General features: G+C 42.9%; 23 protein-coding genes. 12 read left to right on the top strand and 11 right to left on the bottom strand.

Translation table 11 applies throughout. The annotated features are described in order from the left end of the window. Positions 1 to 46: 46 nt before the first annotated feature. The 4 genes from ABZP31_RS09710 to dapD all read right to left on the bottom strand — a co-directional run bounded on the left by ABZP31_RS09710 (position 47) and on the right by dapD (position 2,785). Positions 47 to 457: a hypothetical protein gene (locus ABZP31_RS09710; protein ID WP_005019333.1), complete on the bottom strand. Its 411-nt coding sequence runs from the start codon at positions 455 to 457 to the stop codon at positions 47 to 49. 16 nt (positions 458 to 473) lie between these two features. Next, complete coding sequence (queC, locus tag ABZP31_RS09705; RefSeq protein WP_005019336.1) at positions 474 to 1,142, bottom strand: 7-cyano-7-deazaguanine synthase QueC; 669 nt, start codon at positions 1,140 to 1,142, stop codon at positions 474 to 476. A gap of 31 nt (positions 1,143 to 1,173) precedes the next feature. Then, positions 1,174 to 1,884, bottom strand: a complete 711-nt coding sequence (gene queE / locus ABZP31_RS09700; RefSeq protein ID WP_005027030.1) for a 7-carboxy-7-deazaguanine synthase QueE — start codon at positions 1,882 to 1,884, stop codon at positions 1,174 to 1,176. Between the two features lie 79 nt (positions 1,885 to 1,963). After that, positions 1,964 to 2,785 (bottom strand): 2,3,4,5-tetrahydropyridine-2,6-dicarboxylate N-succinyltransferase, encoded by an 822-nt coding sequence (dapD, locus tag ABZP31_RS09695; protein WP_005019340.1) that lies wholly within the window; start codon positions 2,783 to 2,785, stop codon positions 1,964 to 1,966. 292 nt (positions 2,786 to 3,077) lie between these two features. Here dapD and carO point away from each other — a divergent pair, with 292 nt between their 5' ends. Beyond that, positions 3,078 to 3,806: an ornithine uptake porin CarO gene (gene carO, locus ABZP31_RS09690; protein ID WP_005019341.1), complete on the top strand. Its 729-nt coding sequence runs from the start codon at positions 3,078 to 3,080 to the stop codon at positions 3,804 to 3,806. Between the two features lie 88 nt (positions 3,807 to 3,894). On the opposite strand, the gene ABZP31_RS09685 is transcribed toward carO, so the two are convergent. The 6 genes from ABZP31_RS09685 to ABZP31_RS09660 form a co-directional block, all read right to left on the bottom strand. Next, positions 3,895 to 4,818, bottom strand: coding sequence for a CysB family HTH-type transcriptional regulator (locus ABZP31_RS09685; RefSeq protein WP_005019342.1), 924 nt, complete (start codon positions 4,816 to 4,818; stop codon positions 3,895 to 3,897). A 49-nt stretch (positions 4,819 to 4,867) separates the two neighbouring features. Next, the gene (locus ABZP31_RS09680) at positions 4,868 to 5,929 is read right to left on the bottom strand and encodes a sulfate ABC transporter ATP-binding protein (RefSeq protein ID WP_101235137.1); all 1,062 of its coding nucleotides are present in this window, start codon (positions 5,927 to 5,929) and stop codon (positions 4,868 to 4,870) included. 11 nt (positions 5,930 to 5,940) lie between these two features. Further along, positions 5,941 to 6,834: a sulfate ABC transporter permease subunit CysW gene (gene cysW / locus ABZP31_RS09675; protein ID WP_005019344.1), complete on the bottom strand. Its 894-nt coding sequence runs from the start codon at positions 6,832 to 6,834 to the stop codon at positions 5,941 to 5,943. Continuing rightward, on the bottom strand, positions 6,831 to 7,664 hold the full coding sequence (gene cysT / locus ABZP31_RS09670; protein ID WP_005019345.1) for a sulfate ABC transporter permease subunit CysT: 834 nt from the start codon (positions 7,662 to 7,664) through the stop codon (positions 6,831 to 6,833). Before cysT ends, cysW begins: the two co-directional genes overlap by 4 nt. Before the next feature lie 86 nt (positions 7,665 to 7,750). Then, positions 7,751 to 8,362 carry an alpha/beta hydrolase gene (locus tag ABZP31_RS09665; RefSeq protein ID WP_005019350.1) on the bottom strand — a complete coding sequence of 204 codons (612 nt, stop codon included), beginning with the start codon at positions 8,360 to 8,362 and terminating at the stop codon, positions 7,751 to 7,753. A gap of 27 nt (positions 8,363 to 8,389) precedes the next feature. Next, positions 8,390 to 9,403 carry a sulfate ABC transporter substrate-binding protein gene (locus ABZP31_RS09660; RefSeq protein ID WP_005027021.1) on the bottom strand — a complete coding sequence of 338 codons (1,014 nt, stop codon included), beginning with the start codon at positions 9,401 to 9,403 and terminating at the stop codon, positions 8,390 to 8,392. 168 nt (positions 9,404 to 9,571) lie between these two features. Between ABZP31_RS09660 and pabC the strand changes: the two genes are divergently transcribed. Genes pabC through tmk form a run of 3 tightly spaced genes read left to right on the top strand, consistent with a single transcriptional unit; the run spans position 9,572 to position 12,049 of the window. Further along, positions 9,572 to 10,384, top strand: a complete 813-nt coding sequence (pabC, locus tag ABZP31_RS09655; protein WP_017400851.1) for an aminodeoxychorismate lyase — start codon at positions 9,572 to 9,574, stop codon at positions 10,382 to 10,384. A gap of 3 nt (positions 10,385 to 10,387) precedes the next feature. Beyond that, on the top strand, positions 10,388 to 11,431 hold the full coding sequence (mltG, locus tag ABZP31_RS09650; RefSeq protein ID WP_139880590.1) for an endolytic transglycosylase MltG: 1,044 nt from the start codon (positions 10,388 to 10,390) through the stop codon (positions 11,429 to 11,431). A gap of 9 nt (positions 11,432 to 11,440) precedes the next feature. Further along, complete coding sequence (gene tmk / locus ABZP31_RS09645; RefSeq protein ID WP_005019357.1) at positions 11,441 to 12,049, top strand: dTMP kinase; 609 nt, start codon at positions 11,441 to 11,443, stop codon at positions 12,047 to 12,049. 30 nt (positions 12,050 to 12,079) lie between these two features. Here the strand turns inward: tmk and nadB are convergent, their stop codons facing one another. Then, a complete protein-coding gene (gene nadB / locus ABZP31_RS09640) occupies positions 12,080 to 13,738 on the bottom strand; it encodes an L-aspartate oxidase (protein WP_171477598.1) in 1,659 nt (552 codons plus the stop codon). Between the two features lie 220 nt (positions 13,739 to 13,958). Between nadB and ABZP31_RS09635 the strand changes: the two genes are divergently transcribed. The 8 genes from ABZP31_RS09635 to ABZP31_RS09600 all read left to right on the top strand — a co-directional run bounded on the left by ABZP31_RS09635 (position 13,959) and on the right by ABZP31_RS09600 (position 21,057). Beyond that, positions 13,959 to 15,341 carry a Do family serine endopeptidase gene (locus ABZP31_RS09635; protein WP_139880593.1) on the top strand — a complete coding sequence of 461 codons (1,383 nt, stop codon included), beginning with the start codon at positions 13,959 to 13,961 and terminating at the stop codon, positions 15,339 to 15,341. A 123-nt stretch (positions 15,342 to 15,464) separates the two neighbouring features. Beyond that, positions 15,465 to 15,908: a thioesterase family protein gene (locus ABZP31_RS09630; protein WP_139880595.1), complete on the top strand. Its 444-nt coding sequence runs from the start codon at positions 15,465 to 15,467 to the stop codon at positions 15,906 to 15,908. Between the two features lie 174 nt (positions 15,909 to 16,082). Then, a complete protein-coding gene (gene lepA, locus ABZP31_RS09625) occupies positions 16,083 to 17,900 on the top strand; it encodes a translation elongation factor 4 (RefSeq protein ID WP_139880597.1) in 1,818 nt (605 codons plus the stop codon). 21 nt (positions 17,901 to 17,921) lie between these two features. Beyond that, a complete protein-coding gene (lepB, locus tag ABZP31_RS09620) occupies positions 17,922 to 18,749 on the top strand; it encodes a signal peptidase I (RefSeq protein ID WP_005019366.1) in 828 nt (275 codons plus the stop codon). A 21-nt stretch (positions 18,750 to 18,770) separates the two neighbouring features. Beyond that, the gene (locus tag ABZP31_RS09615; protein ID WP_005027002.1) at positions 18,771 to 19,136 is read left to right on the top strand and encodes a DUF4845 domain-containing protein; all 366 of its coding nucleotides are present in this window, start codon (positions 18,771 to 18,773) and stop codon (positions 19,134 to 19,136) included. Continuing rightward, positions 19,117 to 19,809, top strand: a complete 693-nt coding sequence (rnc, locus tag ABZP31_RS09610) for a ribonuclease III (RefSeq protein WP_005019370.1) — start codon at positions 19,117 to 19,119, stop codon at positions 19,807 to 19,809. The genes ABZP31_RS09615 and rnc overlap by 20 nt, the downstream gene beginning before the upstream one ends. 5 nt (positions 19,810 to 19,814) lie before the next feature. After that, complete coding sequence (gene era, locus ABZP31_RS09605) at positions 19,815 to 20,843, top strand: GTPase Era (RefSeq protein WP_005019371.1); 1,029 nt, start codon at positions 19,815 to 19,817, stop codon at positions 20,841 to 20,843. A gap of 28 nt (positions 20,844 to 20,871) precedes the next feature. Then, complete coding sequence (locus ABZP31_RS09600; RefSeq protein WP_005026997.1) at positions 20,872 to 21,057, top strand: NF038104 family lipoprotein; 186 nt, start codon at positions 20,872 to 20,874, stop codon at positions 21,055 to 21,057. The last annotated feature ends 6 nt before the right edge of the window (positions 21,058 to 21,063 follow it).

Here is a 21,063-nt window from a genome sequence, read left to right as displayed (position 1 = left end):
TCTCCAAAAACTAGCCACGAATGTGGCTAGCAAAATAATAAGGCAATTATTTTTTTGCCTGCGCTGATTTCATGGCTTCTTGGGTCAGGTTTTGCAGTTTTGAAGTTAACTGTGGACCGAAGCATGCTTGTAAATCACTATTTTGTTTTTGAACAAAAGCTAAACTGCTTGGGCTTTTCTTCTGGTTAATTGTGCTCTGGATTTCCCATTTTTGAGCATTGGTCAATTTACCATCTGCTTCTACAGCACAGGTACAGTATTTGCTTACTTCAGCAGCAGAGAGTTTCTTGCTTTTACCTGTTTCTGTTTTACAAACATTGATTAGGGCAGATTTAACATTTGTGCTTTTATAAGCCTGCTGAAGAGGATTTGCTTCTGCAGCATGGGTATTTACTGTTAACAGAGTAGCTGCTGAGAACAGGGAGGAAAGGAAAAGTTTTGATGCTAAGTTCTTCATAAATTGTACCTGGTGATTACGGTATATAACGTGTAGGGTCTTCAATACCTGCTTCTTGGAAACCTTGTTTACGAAGTCGGCAGCTATCACATTGTCCACAAGCACGTCCTTGGTCATCTGCCTGATAGCAGGAAACCGTCTGGCTATAGTCTACGCCATGTTCAATGCCCAAACGTATAATATTCGCTTTAGATAAATGTAACAGGGGTGTTTCAAATTTTAAAGGTTTGCCTTCTACTCCCACTTTAGTGGCCAAGCGCGCCATATTGGCAAATGCTTCAATAAACTCAGGACGACAATCCGGATAACCTGAATAATCTACGGCATTAATCCCGATTACTATAGCCTCTGCATCAAATACTTCTGCAGCTGCCAAGGCATAAGACAAGAAGATGGTGTTACGGGCAGGAACATAAGTTACGGGTATGCCTGACTGTTCCTGTACAGGGACATCAATATTATGATCTGTCAGTGCCGAACCACCCAGATTGCCCAGGTCAATATTAATAACGCGATGTTCTACGCCGGCACGCTGAGTAAGTGCTTTAGCTGCATCCAGTTCAGTAGTTGAACGCTGACCATACATAAAGCTAATAGCGATACACTCATAACGTGCCTGTGCCCAAGCCAGACAGGTTGTTGAATCTAATCCACCAGATAATAAGACAATTGCACGCGAGCGCATATATTGTTTCTCCAATCTTTCTGTACCGTGATTAACGGCCAGTTTCATCATTCCAAAGTAGCTTGTGTAGTTGTAACTGAAAGCGAACGGGAAGCTGGTCATCTAGAATCCACTGTGCTAATTCACGAGCCAGTTTAGGTAATTGGGCTGCACCTTTTTCCACTGCAAACGCAGGAGAGAACCAGACTGTACTGACTTTCTGTTCTAGGGAGTACAGCGCAAGCTGCTCTTTGGCCCATTGATAATCATCACGGTTACAGATAACAAACTTGATTTGATCATTTGAAGTCAGAAATTCTAGATTTGACATTAAGTTACGTATAACTTCTCCAGAACTTGGAGTTTTTAAGTCTAGAACTTTTGATACGCGTGGATCAACTTTAGATACATCGAGTGCACCACTGGTTTCTAAAGAAACCTTATGTCCTAAATCACATAAACGTTGTAGTAAAACCAGACAATTCGGTTGTGCCAGCGGTTCTCCGCCGGTTACACAGATGTAAGGTGTATTATAACTTCGGGCAGTTGCAATGATTTCTTCAAGTGACTGACGTACCCCTCCTTCAAAAGAGTAGGTCGTATCGCAATAGGTACAACGTAAAGGGCAGCCAGTCAGACGAATAAATACTGTTGGTAACCCCGCAGCGTTTGCTTCTCCCTGCAACGAATAAAAAATCTCCGTAATACGTAAACCAGCTGCCGGATCAGACACTGGAATAACGGAAGAACGTAAGGGATTCATAGCCCAATATCACCTTCTATAAAAAACAAAAATCTCTACGATCAGGCATGACCGTAGAGACCTTTAAACAGACAGAAAATTAGTCAGCGCGAAGCAGGTCATTTAGACTGGTTTTAGCTCGTGTCTGAGCATCTACCTTTTTCACGATAATTGCAGCATAAAGGCTGTATGTTCCATCTTTAGATGGCAAGTTCCCTGGTACAACAACTGAACCTGCAGGAACACGGCCATAATGGATTTCGCCAGTTTCACGGTCATAAATCTTGGTAGATTGGCCGATGTAAACGCCCATTGAAATGACAGAACCTTCTTCAACAATAACACCTTCAACAATTTCAGAACGTGCACCGATGAAACAGTTATCTTCAATGATAGTCGGGTTGGCCTGAAGCGGTTCAAGTACACCACCGATACCAACACCACCCGACAAGTGAACATTTTTACCGATCTGTGCGCATGAACCTACAGTTGCCCATGTATCTACCATTGTGCCTTCATCTACATAAGCACCAATATTCACATAAGAAGGCATAAGAACCACATTCTTAGCTTGGAAACTACCACGGCGAGCTACAGCAGGTGGCACTACACGTACGCCGGCTTCTTTAAACTGCTCTTCAGTCCAGCCAGAAAATTTGGTCTCGACTTTATCATAAAAACGCAGGTCACATGATTCGATTGGCTTATTATCATTTAATTTAAAAGATAATAAGACCGCTTTCTTCAGCCATTGATGAACAATCCATTCACCATCAATTTTTTCAGCTACTCGCAGTGTACCGTTATCCAGACCTTCAATAGCTTCTTCTACAGCTTGACGCACTTCTGACGGACAATCTGCTGCGGTAAAGTTGGCGCGGTTTTCAAAGGCCTGCTCAATAATAGTTGAAAGCTGAGTCATGATATTCCTTCCTGAAAAAATTTATGAGAGTTTACACTATTTGTGTATAAAAACAGCCAAAAACTAGCAAACTTTTCATCTATAAAGGTCTCTGGTACGAGTAAAGTAAATATGAAGCTTTTTGGAAATATTTTTACAAAAAAACATGTAAAAACAAGAAAAAACGTTAAATGTATCAAAAAATAACAGAAACCACGTAATTTGTGTCTAAAAACCCACTTAGGTTTTATCTAACATACAAGACACGAAACAATTATAGATTAAAAAACAAACTCTTCTGAGGAGATTAATAATGAAAGCTTTAAGAGTTTTAGCGACCGCTACAGTTTTAAGTGCTATTGCAGGTTCTGCATTGGCAGCTGATGAAATAATTGTCACTGAAGAAGGGGTTTCAACTTTCTCTTTCTTTAAACCTGCTTCAGTACGTGCAGAAGTTGGTACTACTGGTTACGGTGGCGCGATTTCATATAATGCCAATCCATATGTTGGTGTAACTTTAGGTTACAACGGTGGAGATATCTCTTGGTCAGATGACTTATCTGTAAATGGCTCAGATTATGACATCGATATGGATAACAATAATGTTTACTTAAATGCTGAGATTCGTCCTTGGGCAAACTGGTTCTATATGGCTGCTGGGGTAGCTTATGTAGATAATGATTACGACTTGGATCGACGCATAGGTGCTAGTGAAGGCTTCACTGTAAATGGAACTGATTTTGTTGCTGGTACTAGTGGTGCACGGATTAATGGTCAACTTTCTTATAAAAATAATTTAGCACCGTATGTAGGTATCGGTTTCTCTCCAGCAATTACTAACCGTTGGGGCGTATTTGGTGAAATCGGTGCATTTTATAATGGTAACCCAAATGTCAACTTGACAGCTTCTGGTACAGCTATCACTACTGAGCCTGGTACTGACTTTGCTACAGCAGTTGAACGTGAAGAACGTGATATTGAAAATGATAACAAATATGAATGGTTACCAGTAGCTAAACTGGGTGTAAGCTTCCGCTTCTAATCCAGTCAGCAATAAAAAAACGGACTAAGGTCCGTTTTTTTATTGCTTTTATAATTATTCAATCAAATTTAAAAATTGTCTTAAAAACTTACTCTTCTGGATAGGCCACTTTCTTGAGTGCTTTTATGTCAGCTTCAGGTGAACACAACGAAATAAACTCGTAACCATAACCACGTAACAAATGTCCCTTACGAACTGCTAACCAAGTGGTATTTAAACCAAAAATATCAGTTTGAATCTGTTTTAAGCGATAGTCGCGTTCCGCATCATAAGCGACATTATTAACAATGCCTACCCCCATACCGAGTTCTACATAAGTTTTAATAACATCTGCATCAAGTGCAGACATTACTATATCAACTTCAATATTGGCTGCTTCAAAAGCCTTGTCAATTTTAGAGCGTCCAGTAAAACCGCCATGATAAGTAATGATTGGATAGTTAGCCAGATCTTCTAGACGAATATTTTCCAGTTGGGTTAAAGGATGATGCTGTGGAGTGATAATGCTGTGTTCCCATGTATAATATGGAACACTGGCCAGATTTTCTTCTGTTGTCAATGATTCTGTAGCAATACCAATATCAGCTTCCCCCTGTAAGAGCATTTCTGAAATCTCTACCGGACTGGCTTGTTGCAGGATGAGATGAACTTTGGGAAAAGCTTTTTTAAACTGGTTAACAATCGGTGGAAGTACATAACGCGCTTGGGTATGAGTGGTAGCAATGGTAAGTGTACCTTCATCAACTTTGTTGAAATCATCAGCCAACCGCTTGATATTTTCTGCATCGACCAGCATACGCTCAACAATATTCAAAAGAGATTGGCCAGGTTCTGTCAGACCTAGCAGACGCTTACCTTTACGAATAAAAAGCTGTACCCCCAGTTCATCTTCAAGATCTTTAATGTGTTTGCTAACACCTGACTGTGATGTATAGAGTGCCGCTGAGGCTTCAGTCAGGTTGAAATTCTGTCTTACCGTTTCCCGAATAATTCTAAGTTGCTGAAAGTTCATCTGGATTACCTCAAAAAAGAGTGGGGCATATACAGCCCCTTTATTATATTTACGCGACCTGATCTTCAAACAGGTGTAGGGCAGAAGCACTGATCCATACATTCTGCTGTGCCCTGAACTGGTGCTGTTTTACTTCTTCTGGTGAAAGCGTGATTTCAATCAAATTACCATTGCGGTCCTGCAATTCTGCTACAACATTACCAGCAATCCAGATTTCACGCAGAAATGTTGCCTGAATCGTATTATCTTGCGGTTGAGCATGAATACGTAATTCATCAGGACGGGCAAACGCAACAACTTTTCCCTGTGCAATTTCTACACTATGAGGAAGCTGGATACGGTCTTGTCCAATCTGAATAATGCCTTGCTGATATTGCCCTTCAAAACGGTTGGCCTGACCCAAGAAGTCAAATACGAATGGCGTAGCTGGTTTCTCATAGACTTCCCGAGGTGAACCAATCTGTTCAATATTACCTTTATTCATCACCACGATTTGATCAGCAACTTCAAGCGCTTCTTCCTGATCATGGGTAACAAAGATGGAAGTGATATGAAGTTCGTCATGTAAAGTTCGTAACCAGCGACGTAACTCTTTACGAACTTTCGCGTCAAGCGCACCGAAAGGCTCATCTAGTAATAAAACTCGCGGTTCTACTGCAAGCGCACGCGCTAAAGCAATACGCTGACGTTGTCCACCTGAAAGTTGGGCTGGATAACGATCTGCCAGAAATCCTAATTGCACCAGATCTAACAGGCGGGTTACCTGTTTTTTAATTTCAGCTTCCGATGGTCGAGTACTGCGGGGACGTACACGCAAGCCAAAAGCAATATTGTCAAATACGCTCATATGTCTAAATAGCGCATAATGCTGAAATACAAAACCTACCTGACGTTCACGAACATGTACATCAGTCGCATCGCTACCTTCTAGCAGAACCTGTCCGCCGTCTGCCGATTCAAGACCGGCAATAATCCGGAGTAAAGTCGTTTTACCACAACCTGAAGGGCCAAGCAGGGCAACCAGTTGACCTTCAGGAAAATCGAGTGAAATATTTTTTAGTGCATGGAATGCACCAAAGTGTTTTTCAATATTTTTAACTTGAATACTCATGGGGGCATTCCTTAAGAAGAGGCTGAATCATCATTACGCTTAGCTTGTTTTTCCTGCCCGAGTTCTACCCAGGTTTTCAGGATTAATGTCACAATTGCCAGTAATGCCAGTAGTGATGACACAGCAAAAGCGGCACTGAAGGTATATTCGTTATAAAGAATTTCGACATGCAGGGGTAATGTATTGGTTTCCCCACGGATGTGACCAGATACAACTGAAACTGCGCCAAATTCACCCATAGCTCGTGCATTACATAAAATTACGCCATAAAGCAGACCCCATTTAATATTGGGTAAAGTCACTTTCCAGAAGGTCTGCCAGCCAGACGCACCCAGTACAATTGCAGCTTCTTCCTCTTCATTACCTTGTGATTCCATTAATGGGATCAGTTCACGTGCTACAAATGGCACAGTAATAAATATTGTGGCTAAAACAATCGCAGGAGTGGCATACAAAATTTTAATATCGTTATCTATCAGCCATTCTCCCAGCCAGCCTTGAGATCCAAAAATTAGGACCAGCATCATACCGGCAATAACAGGCGAAACCGAAAAGGGCAGATCAATAATGGTGGTCAGAATAGACTTGCCTCTAAAGTTAAATTTGGCTACACACCATGCAGCAGCTACGCCAAAGACTACATTAAGAGGTACTGCAATCGCTGCTGTCAATAAAGTCAGTTTGACTGCAGATAAAGTATCCGGATGGACCAGCGCCTGAAAGTAAACCCCGACACCCTGCTTAAAAGCTTCAACGAATACCAGAATAAGAGGAAGAACCAGACAGCTTAGAAAAAATAGCAGACCGATAGTGAGTAATAGATAGCGTACCCAAGCTGCTTCCCTGGTCGCATCGCGTGACTGCAGTTTTTCTGCCAGTGCATTACTATTGGTGGTTAAACTCATCTTGCAGTTCTCCCGGTACGACGGCTGGCCCAGGCCTGCAACAGATTAATCAAAAATAAAATCGCAAATGAAATTAAGAGCATAACCACAGCAATAGTGGTCGCAGCCGCATAATCATACTCTTCCAGCCGTGAAATAATCATAAGGGGAGCAATCTCGGTTTCAAAAGGCTGATTGCCTGCAATAAAAATTACAGAGCCGTATTCGCCCACTCCCCGAGCAAAAGCAAGTGCAAAACCGGTTAAAAGAGCTGGAAATAGAATAGGTAAGATAATTTTAGTAATAGTCTGAAAACGGGTTGCACCTAATGCAGAAGCCGCTTCTTCCAGTTCAGTTTCTACATCGCTTAAAACTGGTTGTACCGTGCGCACGACAAAAGGCAGACCAATAAAAATCAGTGCCAGTGTAATCCCGATAGGGGTGTAAGCGACCTGAATGCCTAAAGGCTCCAAATACTGTCCAATCCAGCCAGTGGGTGCATAAAGAGAAGTTAAGGCAATACCTGCAACTGCAGTAGGTAACGCAAAAGGCAGATCGATCAAGGCATCTACCAGCCGTTTTCCTGGAAAACTGTAACGTACCAGACACCAAGCCAGTAGTAATCCAAAAACAACATTAATAAAAGCGGCCAGCAATGCAGTCGTAAAACTGAGCTGCAGAGATTTTAAAATACGCTCTGAACTCAGAATTTCCCATAAACCATCCCAGCCAATACCTAGCGACTTGATAAATACCGCAGAAAGAGGGATTAGAACAATTAAAGACAGATAAGCAAGGGTAAAGCCTAAAGAAAGACCAAATCCTGGCAGCACTCGGGAACGCTGCAACATGTTAACTCCTCAAAAGAGAGTATGCCCACTTAAAATAAGCAGGTGAAATAAAACTGAAAAAACTGCTCAAGCATATTCATGAGCTTTTAAATTGCAAATCTGAAAAACAACTCAGCATTATCAGTAATATTGATATTTAAGCTGTTTTTCTCTGCAATTAAAAAATCGAAAATCTCCGGAAAAGGCCCGAAGCCGGAAGCTACATTAATATGACCTACTTTACCCAAGCTAACCGGTTTTAGATTCCAGGCATTAGCAAAAAACTGGGCATCTTCAAGCTTAAACCACGGATCATTGTCACTGATGATTAGCTGGGCCGGGACACGGATTTTTAGATTTTGAAAATATTCTGCATAGTTATATTGACTGTTCCGTGCAAAACCGGCCTCACCAAAACGTTCAGGATTAGCTGGAGCGACCAGTACCAGATTTTTGATTCTGTGTGCCAGCTCGGGATATTCGGCAAGTGCGGCGATGCTGGTCAGACAGCCAAAGCTATGCGCTACAATCTGGAGAGATTCCTGATGTAAACTTACAGTTTTCACAAACTGGGCAATCCATTCCTGAAGTATTGGCATATTCCAGTCTGTTTGCTGTACACGGGAACAGGACCTGAGCTGTCTTTGTAACCAGGATTGCCAGTGTTCATATTCACTGCCACCTACGCCCGGTACAATTACTGTATGTATTGAACTCATGTCTGATCCCCCGGTTTACACAGAACTCTACTTTTGACTGTTATTGATTTTTACAATCTGGTCAAATACACCGCCATTTTCGAAATGCTGCTTTTGTACCTTATTCCAGCCACCAAATTCCTGATCAATTGTAACCAGCTTCAGCGGTTTAAAAGTACTACTATATTTTTTCAGGACTGCCTCATTACGTGGTCGGTAATAATTACGGGCAACCAGATCCTGTGCATAAGGTGAATACAAGAAGTTCAGATAACCTTTTGCAACATTCAGATTCCCTTTTTTGGCTGCATTTTTTTCTACAATCGCTACAGGCGGTTCAGCCAGAATAGATAAAGAGGGCGTAATAATTTCAAACTTGCCAGGCTGTTCACGTACTGCCAGAAAGGCTTCGTTTTCCCAAGCCAGTAGCACATCACCAATACCACGTTCAGCAAACGTTGTAGTGGCTCCACGTGCGCCAGAGTCAAGCACTTTGGTATTTTTATAAATCTGGCGAACAAACTCCTGTGCCTTGGCATCATTACCCCCTGGCTGGTGCTTTGCCCATGCCCAGGCTGCCAGATAATTCCAGCGCGCGCCTCCAGATGTTTTAGGGTTCGGAGTAATAATTCCTACTCCCGGTTTTACCAGGTCACCCCAGTCTTTTATTCCCTTCGGATTACCTTTACGTACCAGAAATACAATAGTTGAAGTATAAGGAGTGGAATTCTGTGGTAATTTTTTCTGCCAGTCAGCAGGTAATAATTTTGCTTTTTCAGCAATTACATCGATATCAGCAGCAAGTGCCAAAGTCACCACATCAGCTTCCAGTCCATCAATCACCGAGCGTGCCTGCTTACCTGAACCGCCATGAGACTGGCGTAAATTCAGGTCTTGACCGGTACGTTGTTTCCAGTAAGCACCAAACTGCTTATTTACCTGATCATAAAGCTCACGCGTTGGATCATAAGACACATTGAGAAAATCTTTAGCTGCAAAGCTTGCAGTAGAGGCCGAAAGTAATGCTGCAATTATTCCAATTTTTACTTTTGAAAATTTCATATTTTATCCCCAATATTTTGCATAAGCATAAAAACATGAAAGCAGAATAGCGCTAGTCTTTATCCATAAAAAATAATAAAAAACGAATTCATTATGAAAAATAAAGAAAAAGAAAATATACTTCTGTTTCTAAACTAAGTTGCAGAATCAACTGGATACTTCATATCGATGCTGTTTTTCAAGAATGCTAAGAAAATAGAAAATGTTCCTATTGAAGACCGGGCTTTTCAGTATGGAGATGGCTGTTTTACGACAGCCCGGCTGCGGAATAACCAGATAGAGCTGCAAGATTTACATTGGGCTCGGCTGAGGAACAGTTGTGAGCGTCTATATCTTGATGCTGATTTTGACCTGATTGATAAAACGCTTGAACAGCTACAAAATCATTATCCGGTATTGAATGGTACGTTAAAAATACTGATCAGTCGCGGGAGAGGGCAGCGGGGTTATAGTTTGCCTGAACATCCGGCCGATATTTATATACTGTTTTATCCTAAAGCCAGTGAAGTGATTAGACCGCAGCTGATCCGAAGTGGTGTGCTGAATCAGGCTATGGGTTTATGTATGCCGAGTCTGGTAGGTATTAAATCTTTGAATCGTCTGGAGCAGGTGCTACTTAAAAAGGAAGCCGAAATGCAGGGTTGGGATGAGGCACTGGTCACCGATGTGCAGGGAAGTGTTGTTGAAGGCGTGAGCAGTAATTGCTTCGTTTTTCAAAACAATACATGGTTTACACCGGAACTTCGCTATAATGGCATCCACGGCGTGATGCGGGCGACAATCCTGTCACGCATGCAGCGGAAAAATATCGTCTGCGAGCAGCGTTTCATCGACATGGAAAATATTGGGCATTTTCAGAGCCTGTTTTTCTGTAATGCATTAAGCCCCATGAAAATTGTTACTCAACTTGGACAGCGGAGCCTGGATTCCCAGCCTTGTCTGGATTTATTCCGTATTTTGCAACTGGATCAGATTAGCTAGTTTATGCCGAAACCTCACTCAACTCCGAAAAAAAAGAATGCTAAACCTACGTTCCCTGCTGTACTGACGATTATTGCAGGACTATTCATACTTGGCTTGGTGTTGCTCTGGTCAAGCCTGTTTAAAAATTATCCGGTAAATGGGCCAAAACAAATGCTGGCAATTAATCCGGGAGACACCTATTCAGGCTTTATTGACCGGCTGGCTGAAGACGACAAAATCAGTTTTCCAATTATTTTAAAGCTTTACCAGAAACTGGTCATCCATGACACATTAAAGGCTGGTGTATATGAAATCCAAAAAGGCATGAGTGTTCGGCAAGTACTTGAACTGATCTCGAACGCTGAAAATGCCCAGATGAACCGGATTTTAGTGATTGAAGGCACGACCTTTAAGCAGTTACTTGAAAATCTGAAAAAGGACCAGCTGGTTACTCATACTATTACTCATTTACCAGAACAGCAGCTATTAAAGGAATTGAATATTCCTTACAGCCATCCGGAAGGGCTATTTTCACCAGACACTTACTTCTTTGCAAAAGGTGAAACCGACCGCAAGATTCTAACCCATCTCTATACACGCCAGATGAAAGCACTGGATGAGGCATGGCAAAACCGGGCCAGTGGTCTACCGTATAAAGATAAATATGAAGCACTGATCATGGCTTCTATTATTGAAAAAGAGACCAGCATTGATAGTGAACTGCAACAGGTTTCCGGAGTGTTTGTGCGCCGCCTGAAAATGGGAATGCGCTTACAGACTGACCCGACCGTAATTTATGGTATGGGGGATAACTATAAAGGTAATATCACCCGAAAGGATCTGCGTACACCAACGCCTTATAATACCTATACAATTTCTGGCTTGCCGCCAACGCCAATAGCTTTGCCAAGTAAAAAAGCGATTGAGGCAGCAATGCATCCGGATAACTCAAATAATATTTACTTTGTTGCCACCGGCAATGGGGGGCATAAATTTAGCGCCAGCCTCGAAGAACATAACCGTGCAGTACAGCAATATCTATCTGTACTGCGAGCTAAAAATTAGGAGAGTAGGATGTTTATCAGTTTCGAAGGTACAGAAGGCGTAGGAAAAACTACTCTAATCCGTGAAATTTATGCACATTATGAGCAAAAGGGTGCCGAGATCATACTCACTCGTGAACCGGGCGGAACACCTTTAGCTGAACAGATTCGTGCACTGTTACTCTCTGTTAGTCATGATGAAAAGATGAGTGATGATACCGAGCTTCTGCTGATGTATGCAGCAAGAGCCCAACATTTACAACAGGTCATTTTACCTGCGCTTCAGGCCGGTAAAACAGTTTTGTGTGACCGTTTTACCGATGCCAGTTTTGCCTATCAATGTGCTGGACGTGGTCTGAATGAAAATAAATTGGCGGTTCTCAACCAGTCTTTTGTTTCTCGTATGCCAGATATTACATTATGGCTAGATGCACCGGTTGAGCTGGGAATGTCCCGTGCCCGTGAGCGTGGTGCACTAGACCGTTTTGAACAGGAAAAGGTCAGTTTTTTTGAAAAAGTGCGCGCAGGTTACACTAGATTATGGCAACAACATCCAGAACGGATTAAGCGCCTTGATGCTACACAAGCACCAGAAAAGGTACTTGAACAGGCGTTGGAACAGATTGGAAAACTGGCCTGAATTAAAGGCCAGTTTTAGAAAAGGATTGGATTAACCAAGTACTGGTTCGACTTCCTCATTAACCCGTGGTTGACTAACTTTGAAATCTGGTGGCGTCAGGATGGTTTTTCGAAGTTCAGACGCCAGCTCCGGATAATCCAGCGTATAGTGCAAACCACGCGATTCTTTACGTTCCATCGCGCAGCGTACAATCATCTCGGAAACCAGTACCAGATTACGCAGCTCAATCAGGTTTTTACTGACCTGATAATCTTCATAATATTCAGTAATCTCCCGCTTGAGCATCTCAATTCGGTGTAACGCACGCTTGAGGCGTTTACTGGTACGGACAATACCAACGTAATTCCACATAGTCTGACGCAGTTCGTCCCAGTTTTGCAGAATTACAACATCTTCGTCTGCATCAGTAACCTGCGAGTCATCCCATTCAGGCACAGCAGGCAAGCTAACTTCAGGGTTAAACTGGCTCTGGATATGCTGGGCTGCACTCATGCCATAAACAAAACACTCTAGCAGGGAGTTACTTGCCATTCGGTTCGCACCATGCAGACCTGTATAGGACGTTTCCCCAATGGCATATAGGCCAGAAATATCGGTCTGGCTATACTCATCCACAATCACGCCGCCGCAAGTATAATGCGCAGCTGGCACCACGGGAATCATATCTTTGGTAATATCAATACCCAGTTCAAGCAGACGGGTATATAAGGTCGGGAAGTGTTCTTTTACAAATTCAGCCGGTTTATGGGTAATGTCCAGCCACACATGACGAATACCCAGACGCTTGATTTCAAAATCTATGGCACGAGCCACAATGTCTCGAGGGGCCAACTCGGCACGCTCATCAAAACGCAGCATAAAACGTTCACCCTCTGGCAGACGCAAATAAGCACCTTCACCACGCATGGCTTCTGTAATCAGGAAAGAGCGGGCTTGAGGGTGATACAGACAGGTTGGATGGAACTGGTTGAATTCCATATTGGCCACACGGCAGCCAGCACGGTACGCCATGGCAATTCCGTCACCGGTTGCAATATCAGGGTTAGATGTATACAGGTAGGCTTTCATAGCTCCTCCGCAGGCCAGTGCGGTAAATGGGGCTAAAAAAGTATGGACTTTGCCAGTCTTTTCATTAAGTGCGTAAAGGCCGACGGCCCGATTTTTTTGCTCATCTATTCCTAATTTTTCGGTAGTAATCAGGTCAATTGCAATATAGTTTTCAAATATGGTCAGATTTTTCTGTTCTCGGGCACGCTGCACCAGTGTCGTTGAAATCGCTTTGCCGGTTGCATCGGCAGCATGGATAATCCGGCGCTGAGAGTGTCCGCCTTCACGGGTAAGATGTAGTTGTTCGGCATCATCCAGTGTAAACTGTACGCCATGTTTGAGCAGAAAATCGACTGAAGGTTTACCACCTTCTACAGTATGTTTAACCGCGTCCAGCTCGCATAACTGGGCGCCTGCAATCATGGTGTCATCAATATGCTGCTGAATAGAGTCAGTTTCATCCAGAACTGCGGCTACGCCACCCTGTGCATAATATGTGCTGGCTTCTGTCAGGGGAGCTTTAGCTAAAACAGCAATGTTATAATGGTGAGGTAATGATAATGCCAGGCTTAATCCGGCTCCACCGCTACCTACAATAATGACGTCAAACTGATGAGTTGTATTTAAACTGCTCATATTCATCGGCTATTTGATAGAAATTCGATCATCAGACCGTTTTTTGCCTAAGAATGCAAGACTTAAAACGCTCAGGTTTAACCAGAATTTCCAATTAAATTTAAATTTTGTAACGTTTTGGCTAAAACCTTGTTTTAAATTATTCATCAAACATATTATTAATCAAAATTAAAAAACCGTTCAGCTAAAAAATTATCATTTAACTGCAGTATGTGAGTTGTGCTTCATGAAAAATCGCTTATTACAAAAAGGAATGTACGCTGCTGTTTTTACTATGGCAGCGGTACAGACACAGGCGGCTTCTACAGTCGATTTCTCTAATCTGGTTGAGCAGGTCAGTCCGGCTGTTGTGAGTGTAAATGTTGTCAAGAAAATGACACAGGAAGAGCTGTTACAGCAGCAGGTACCGGAGTTATTACGCCGCTTTTTTGGCAATCAGGTGATTATTCCGCAGCAGCAAGTACCGCAAGAAAAAACCGGCTACGGCAGTGCCTTCTTTATTAGTAAAGATGGTTATCTGCTGACCAATCATCACGTAGTTGAAAATGCCTCACGTATCAGCATCACCTTGAATGATCGTCGTGAAATTGATGCTACTGTAGTTGGAAGTGATGAACGAACCGATGTGGCTTTACTAAAAGTTAATGGTTCAAGCTTTCCAGCTCTGCGAATTGGCAATGTAGACCAGCTCAAGGTTGGTGAACCGGTGTTGGCAATTGGCTCGCCATTTGGTTTTGATTATTCTGCGTCAGCGGGAATTGTCAGTGCTAAATCCCGAAGTATGATGGGAGAAACCTCTGTACCATTCATTCAGACAGATGTTGCGCTTAATCCCGGTAATTCTGGGGGGCCACTATTTAACCAGCGTGGTGAAGTTGTGGGTGTGAATTCACGTATTTTTAGTGGAACGGGCGGCTATATGGGCCTGTCTTTTTCCATACCAATTGATGTCGCAATGGATGTCGCTGAGCAATTAAAGAGTAATGGCAAAGTGATCCGCTCTTATCTGGGGGTAATGCTGCAAGATATCGACCGTAATCTGGCAGAAGCGTATAAATTGCCTAAACCGGAAGGTTCACTTATTACCCAGGTCGCACCAAATTCTCCCGCGGCCAGAGCGGGACTAAAAGCTGGTGACATCATCTTGCAAATTAACGGGATGGCGATCTCCCGTACTTCAGATCTGTTGAATTATCTCAACCGTCAGGCTCCAAATCAGAGTATTCGCTTGCAGGTATTACGTGATGAAAAATTGAGTAATATTACTGCTACGCTCACTACGGCACCAGATAATACGCCAGCAAAAACCAATATACCTGTGCAAAATAAAGGACCTGTTTTAGGTATAGCTATTCGCAATCTGACCGAGGCTGAAAGCAGGCAGTTGGGTGTTGATGGCGGAGTATATATTCAGGAAGTTATGCGAGGGGGGCTGGCAGCACAATCCCGCTTGATGCCAGAAGACATCATTACTCAAATTAATAATACGCCTGTGCGAAACAGCGATGAGTTCGTAAATGCAGTAAGTAAGCTGAAAAAGAATACGGTAGCCCGGGTTGCGCTGATCCGTCAGGGGCAACGCGCCATCTTGGGCCTGCGGATCCAGTAACAGACTATACCAACTTTTAAAGCCATCCTGCAGGATGGCTTTTTATTTAAGTACCATTAGCCGGATGATGCCTTTACACTAGATGTTTTATGTGAGTTGATGCAAGACAGGAAAAAATTGCACGTGAATACATTTTTTGATTTAAACATTCAGGTTCAACCAGAGCATATTGATAGTTTGGGACATGTAAACAACGTCGTATATGTCGCCTGGATGCAACAGGTGGCAGAAGCACATATTGAGGCACTTGGACTGGGGCTGAAACAGTATCAGGAACTTAAACATGCCATGGTCGCAGTTGAGCATCAGGTACAATACCGTAAAGCTGCATTTGAGGGGGAGGAACTGATTCTACGTACCTGGCTCTATGATATTAATGCATTGTACTCATACCGTCAGTACGCCTTTTACCGTCCACAAGACCAAACCCTGCTGTTTACCGGTCAGACCAAATGGGCATGTATTGAAATAGCAACGGGTCACCCAAAACGTATGTCGCCCACTTTTACTCAGGCTTACCAGCCAATTTCAGCAGAGATAAACCCGATGGATTTCTCGACAATCTAAAATGGTCGATATGGTTTTTCCAGATTTTGCTGATTTACAGCTCAAAGCAAAAGCGCATGATTTATGGATACTTTAAAAATTCCATCTGTTATAATCGCTCGCAATTTCCCGAAACAGCTTTTGCTATGTACCTTAAATTTTGTACATAGCCGTATACATTTTTCAAGGTAGCCCATGGCGCAAGCTAAAAAATCTGTTGATATCAAAAACATTCGTAACTTTTCGATTATTGCGCATATTGACCATGGCAAGTCGACCCTGGCAGATCGATTCATTCAAATGTGTGGTGGATTGCAAGACCGTGAAATGCAGGCACAAGTGCTTGACTCAATGGAGCTTGAACGTGAACGCGGTATTACTATTAAAGCCGCTTCTGTAACACTTTATTATACGCATCCGAATGGTCAGGAATATCAGCTCAACTTTATTGATACCCCAGGGCACGTTGACTTTTCTTATGAAGTCTCACGGTCACTGGCAGCCTGTGAAGGTGCTCTACTGGTAGTCGATGCAGCACAGGGTGTTGAGGCACAGTCAGTTGCCAACTGTTATACCGCAATCGAACAGGGCCTTGAAGTTCTGCCAATTCTTAACAAGATTGACCTGCCACAGGCTGAGCCTGAACGCGTCATTCATGAGATTGAGGAAATTATCGGGATTGAAGCGACTCATGCACCGACTTGCTCTGCAAAAACCGGTATGGGTGTGGATAAAGTTCTGGAAACACTTGTTGAGGTTATTCCGGCGCCAGAGGGTGACCGTGATGCACCTTTACAGGCTCTGATTGTTGACTCATGGTTTGATAATTATTTGGGAGTAGTTTCCCTGGTTCGCATCAAGCAGGGGCGTGTACGCAAAGGCGATAAAATGCTGGTGAAGTCAACAGGCCAGACTCATATTATTACGTCTGTGGGTATTTTTAATCCAAAACATACTGAAACCGGAATGCTCGAAGCAGGCGAAGTAGGTTTTATTATTGCCGGTATTAAAGATATTTTTGGTGCTCCTGTTGGTGATACCATTACTCTGTCCTCTACGCCAGAAGTAGGTACGCTGCCGGGCTTCAAAAAGGTAAAACCTCAGGTATATGCGGGTTTATTTCCGATTGACGCCAGTGATTTTGAGCCTTTCCGTGAAGCATTGCACAAGCTTCAGATTAATGACTCGGCACTATTTTTCGAACCTGAAAGTTCTGATGCGTTAGGATTCGGTTTCCGCTGCGGCTTCTTGGGAATGCTGCATATGGAAATCGTTCAGGAACGGCTGGAACGCGAATATGATCTGGACCTGATCACTTCTGCCCCTACAGTAGTTTATGAAGCATTAACTAAAGCAGGTGATACGATTTATATCGACAGCCCGTCAAAAATGCCTGATGGTTCTACTGTTGAAGATTTGCGTGAGCCAATTGCAGAATGTCATATCTTGGTGCCACAAGAATATCTGGGTAATGTTATGACGCTGTGTATTGAGCGTCGTGGCGTTCAAAAAGACATGAAATTCTTGGGTAATCAGGTCTCTATTACTTTTGAAATTCCAATGGCAGAAGTCGTCATGGACTTTTTTGACCGCTTGAAGTCCTGTTCACGTGGTTTTGCATCACTAGATTATAACTTTGTCCGTTTTGAAAGCTCCTCACTGGTAAAAGTAGATGTGCTGATTAATGGTGAGAAAGTTGATGCTCTGGCAATGATCTGCCATCGTAATGATGCGCGTCACCGTGGTATTGCTCTGGTCGAAAAAATGAAAGATCTGATTCCGCGTCAAATGTTTGATGTAGCGATTCAGGCAGCTATTGGTGCACAGATTATTGCCCGTTCTACTGTAAAAGCCATGCGTAAAAACGTCTTGGCGAAATGTTATGGTGGTGACGTGTCACGTAAGAAAAAACTTCTGTCTAAGCAGAAAGAAGGTAAGAAACGCATGAAGCAGGTGGGTAGTGTTGAAATCCCTCAGGAAGCGTTCCTTGCAGTCTTAAAAGTAGAAAGATAATAATAAGAGGTCATCTAGCTCATGGATTTTGATTTTAACTTGATCCTCGTTCCAGTCACTGTCATTTTTTTCCTGGTGTGGCTGCTCGATAAACTTGTTTTCAAGCAACGCAAAACGAGGGGCCGTGGCAATGAAAATTTTATCATTACCTGGGCTTATGACTTCTGGCCAGTACTAGCCATCGTGCTTGTACTGCGCTCTTTCTTTTATGAACCTTTTAATATTCCGTCAGACTCTATGGTACCAACCTTGGAAACCGGAGATTTTATTCTGGTCAACAAGTATCAGTATGGAATGCGTCTGCCGATTATAAATAAAAAATTCATTGATATTGGTGAACCTGAACGTGGTGATGTGGTGGTATTCCGTTATCCGCCGCAACCAAGTATTAGCTATATTAAACGTGTAGTCGGCTTGCCGGGTGATCATATTGTATATGACCATGGACAGCTGAGTATTAATGGACAGCCAGTTAAAAAGGTTCCGGTTGAGTTCAGCCGTGAAAAGGATATTCAGGACACGCCAGCTTCGATCTATCATAAAGAAACTTTGGGCAAACATACTTTTACCATGCGTGAGCTTGAAGGGGTAAATGTTGCGCGTCAGGCTCCATTTATTAACTATGTTGAAAATGGAAAATACTCGGGTGAAGATGGTCTTTACTGGGAAGTCAAAGTTCCAGAAGGTCATTATTTCGCTATGGGAGATAACCGTGACCAGAGTGCAGACAGCCGCTTTTGGGGGTTTGTGCCTGAAGAAAATCTGGCCGGTCGAGCAGTTTATATCTGGATGCATAAGGAACCCGGCTTCAAGATACCAAGCTTTGCACGTAACGGTAAAATTGATTAACCATTTGGGTGGGTAATAACAATGCGTAATGCTCAGCAAGGCACTTCTTATATTACAATTCTATTTGCGATTATTGTCTTTGCAATGGTGGTAAAGGCTGTAGTAGCCATATGGCCAGCATATTGGGATAACCGTGTGATTAACAGCCAGATTGAAGAGTTATTAAAAGACAGTCCAGCAGATATAACGCCAGCAAAATTTACCCAGCAGATGGATCAGCGTTTGGACATGAACAATATTGATGACTTGCAGTTCAAAGATATTGCCCAAGTTTCAAATGATCAGGGTTTACATGTAAATACCCGCTATGAAGTGAGAAAACCTTTCTTGCTTAATATTGATTTAGTACTAAAGTTCGAGAAGAGTTTTGATCAAAGGTCACTCTAAGGTAAGTGATTTTCGCTTACCCAGCCGTATCGGCTATCAGTTCAAGCAGCCTGAGTTATTGCAGCTTGCCCTGACCCACCGGTCGGTTAGTCACAAATATAATTATGAACGTCTGGAGTTTTTAGGCGATTCACTATTAGGCATGATTATCGCCAACTATTTGTATCATGCGTATCCTTTTGAAAATGAAGGCCGGCTGACCCGCATGCGTGCTACTCTGGTCAGGCAGGAAGCATTAGGCAAGATTGCAAACGATTTGAAACTTAGTCAGTGTTTAATATTAAGTACAGGTGAATTAAAATCGGGAGGACACCACCGTGAATCGATTCTGGCCGATACTGTAGAAGCCATTATCGGAGCAATTTATATTGACTGTGGTGAGCTCAAGATTTTACAAGACATCGTACTGAAGTGGTATGGTCCATATTTAAACAATATTGAGCCAACCGACCAGTTAAAAGACCCGAAATCCCGGTTACAGGAATATCTGCAAGCCCGTAAAAAACCTCTCCCTGTTTATGAGGTGGTCGATATTCAAGGGGATGCACCGAACCAGCATTTTAAAGTGGAGTGTTCGGTCGACAGCCTGCCTAAATTTATCGGAGAAGGGTCAAGTCGTCGCTTTGCTGAGCAAGCAGCAGCAGCGGAAATTTTAAAGTTATTGGAGCAATAGACTGCATGTCGATCCAGCCAGATCAAAACAGTACAGATCAAGAGTCAAACACACCGGACAATAACCTAATTGACCAGTTCTTTAGTTCACAGGGTGTGACTATACCTGCTGATTTTAAGAGTGGGTTTGTGGCTATTGTCGGACGTCCGAATGTCGGTAAATCAACTTTGATGAACCACCTGTTGGGACAAAAACTCTCTATTACTTCCCGTAAGCCCCAGACAACACGGCATAAAATTATTGGTATTGATAGCCGTGAAAAGTCACAGGCCGTTTACGTAGATACTCCGGGAATGCATAAGAAAGAAGTGCGTGCCATCAATAAGATGATGAACCGTGCAGCACATTCAGCCCTACGTGATGTAAATCTGGTTCTATTTGTGGTAGATGCCCATAAGTGGACACAAAATGATGACCTGGTGCTTGAGAAGCTGAAAAATGCTGAAATGCCAGTCATTCTGGTTATCAACAAGATTGATACTATTGAAGAAAAAAGGACATTGCTTCCTTTAATTCAAGAACGTACTAAACTCATGAATTTTGTGGAAATTGTACCAGTTTCTGCATTGCGTGGTGCAAATCTGGAACATCTGCGCGATACAATTGACAAGTATTTACCTTTCCAACCGCCGTTATACTCATTTGACCAGATTACTGACCGTTCAGAGCGATTCCTGGCATCAGAAGTAATTCGTGAAAAAATTATGCGACAGCTTGGTGAAGAGCTTCCATATGACCTGACTGTTCAGATTGAATCTTTTAAAACTGAGGAGCCGGCATTAAATGAGAAGACTGGCCGGATGAAAGCTGCGTGTACCTATATCGATGCCACCATTTTTGTTGACCGTCCTGGACAGAAAGCCATCGTGATTGGTGAAAAAGGTGCTAAGCTGAAAAAAATCGGGATGGATGCCCGTATTGATATGGAAAAAATGTTCGAACAGAAGATCATGCTGACACTGTGGGTAAAAGTGAAAGGTGGCTGGTCTGATGATGAACGCGCGCTCAAGAGCCTGGGATATAGTGATATCTAAGGCTTAAGCTTTTTGCAGGAGTTCCGTAGTGATCAAGACAATGGCAATACTGATAAGCATTCTAATGCTGCAAGGCTGTATTCATAAGATTGTTACGGTTCCTGTAAAGGTGGCTTATAAAACCACGAAAGGGGTAGTCAAGGGGACTGCGGCAGTGGTGGGTGCAGTTATCCCTGATGGGGATGATGAAGATCAGGCATCAGATCGGGACTAGCTCAAC

The sequence above is a fragment of the Acinetobacter sp. FL genome (genome assembly GCF_040744925.1).
Taxonomy (GTDB): Bacteria; Pseudomonadota; Gammaproteobacteria; order Pseudomonadales; family Moraxellaceae; genus Acinetobacter; species Acinetobacter radioresistens.
This window is presented reverse-complemented; position numbering and strand designations above follow the sequence as displayed.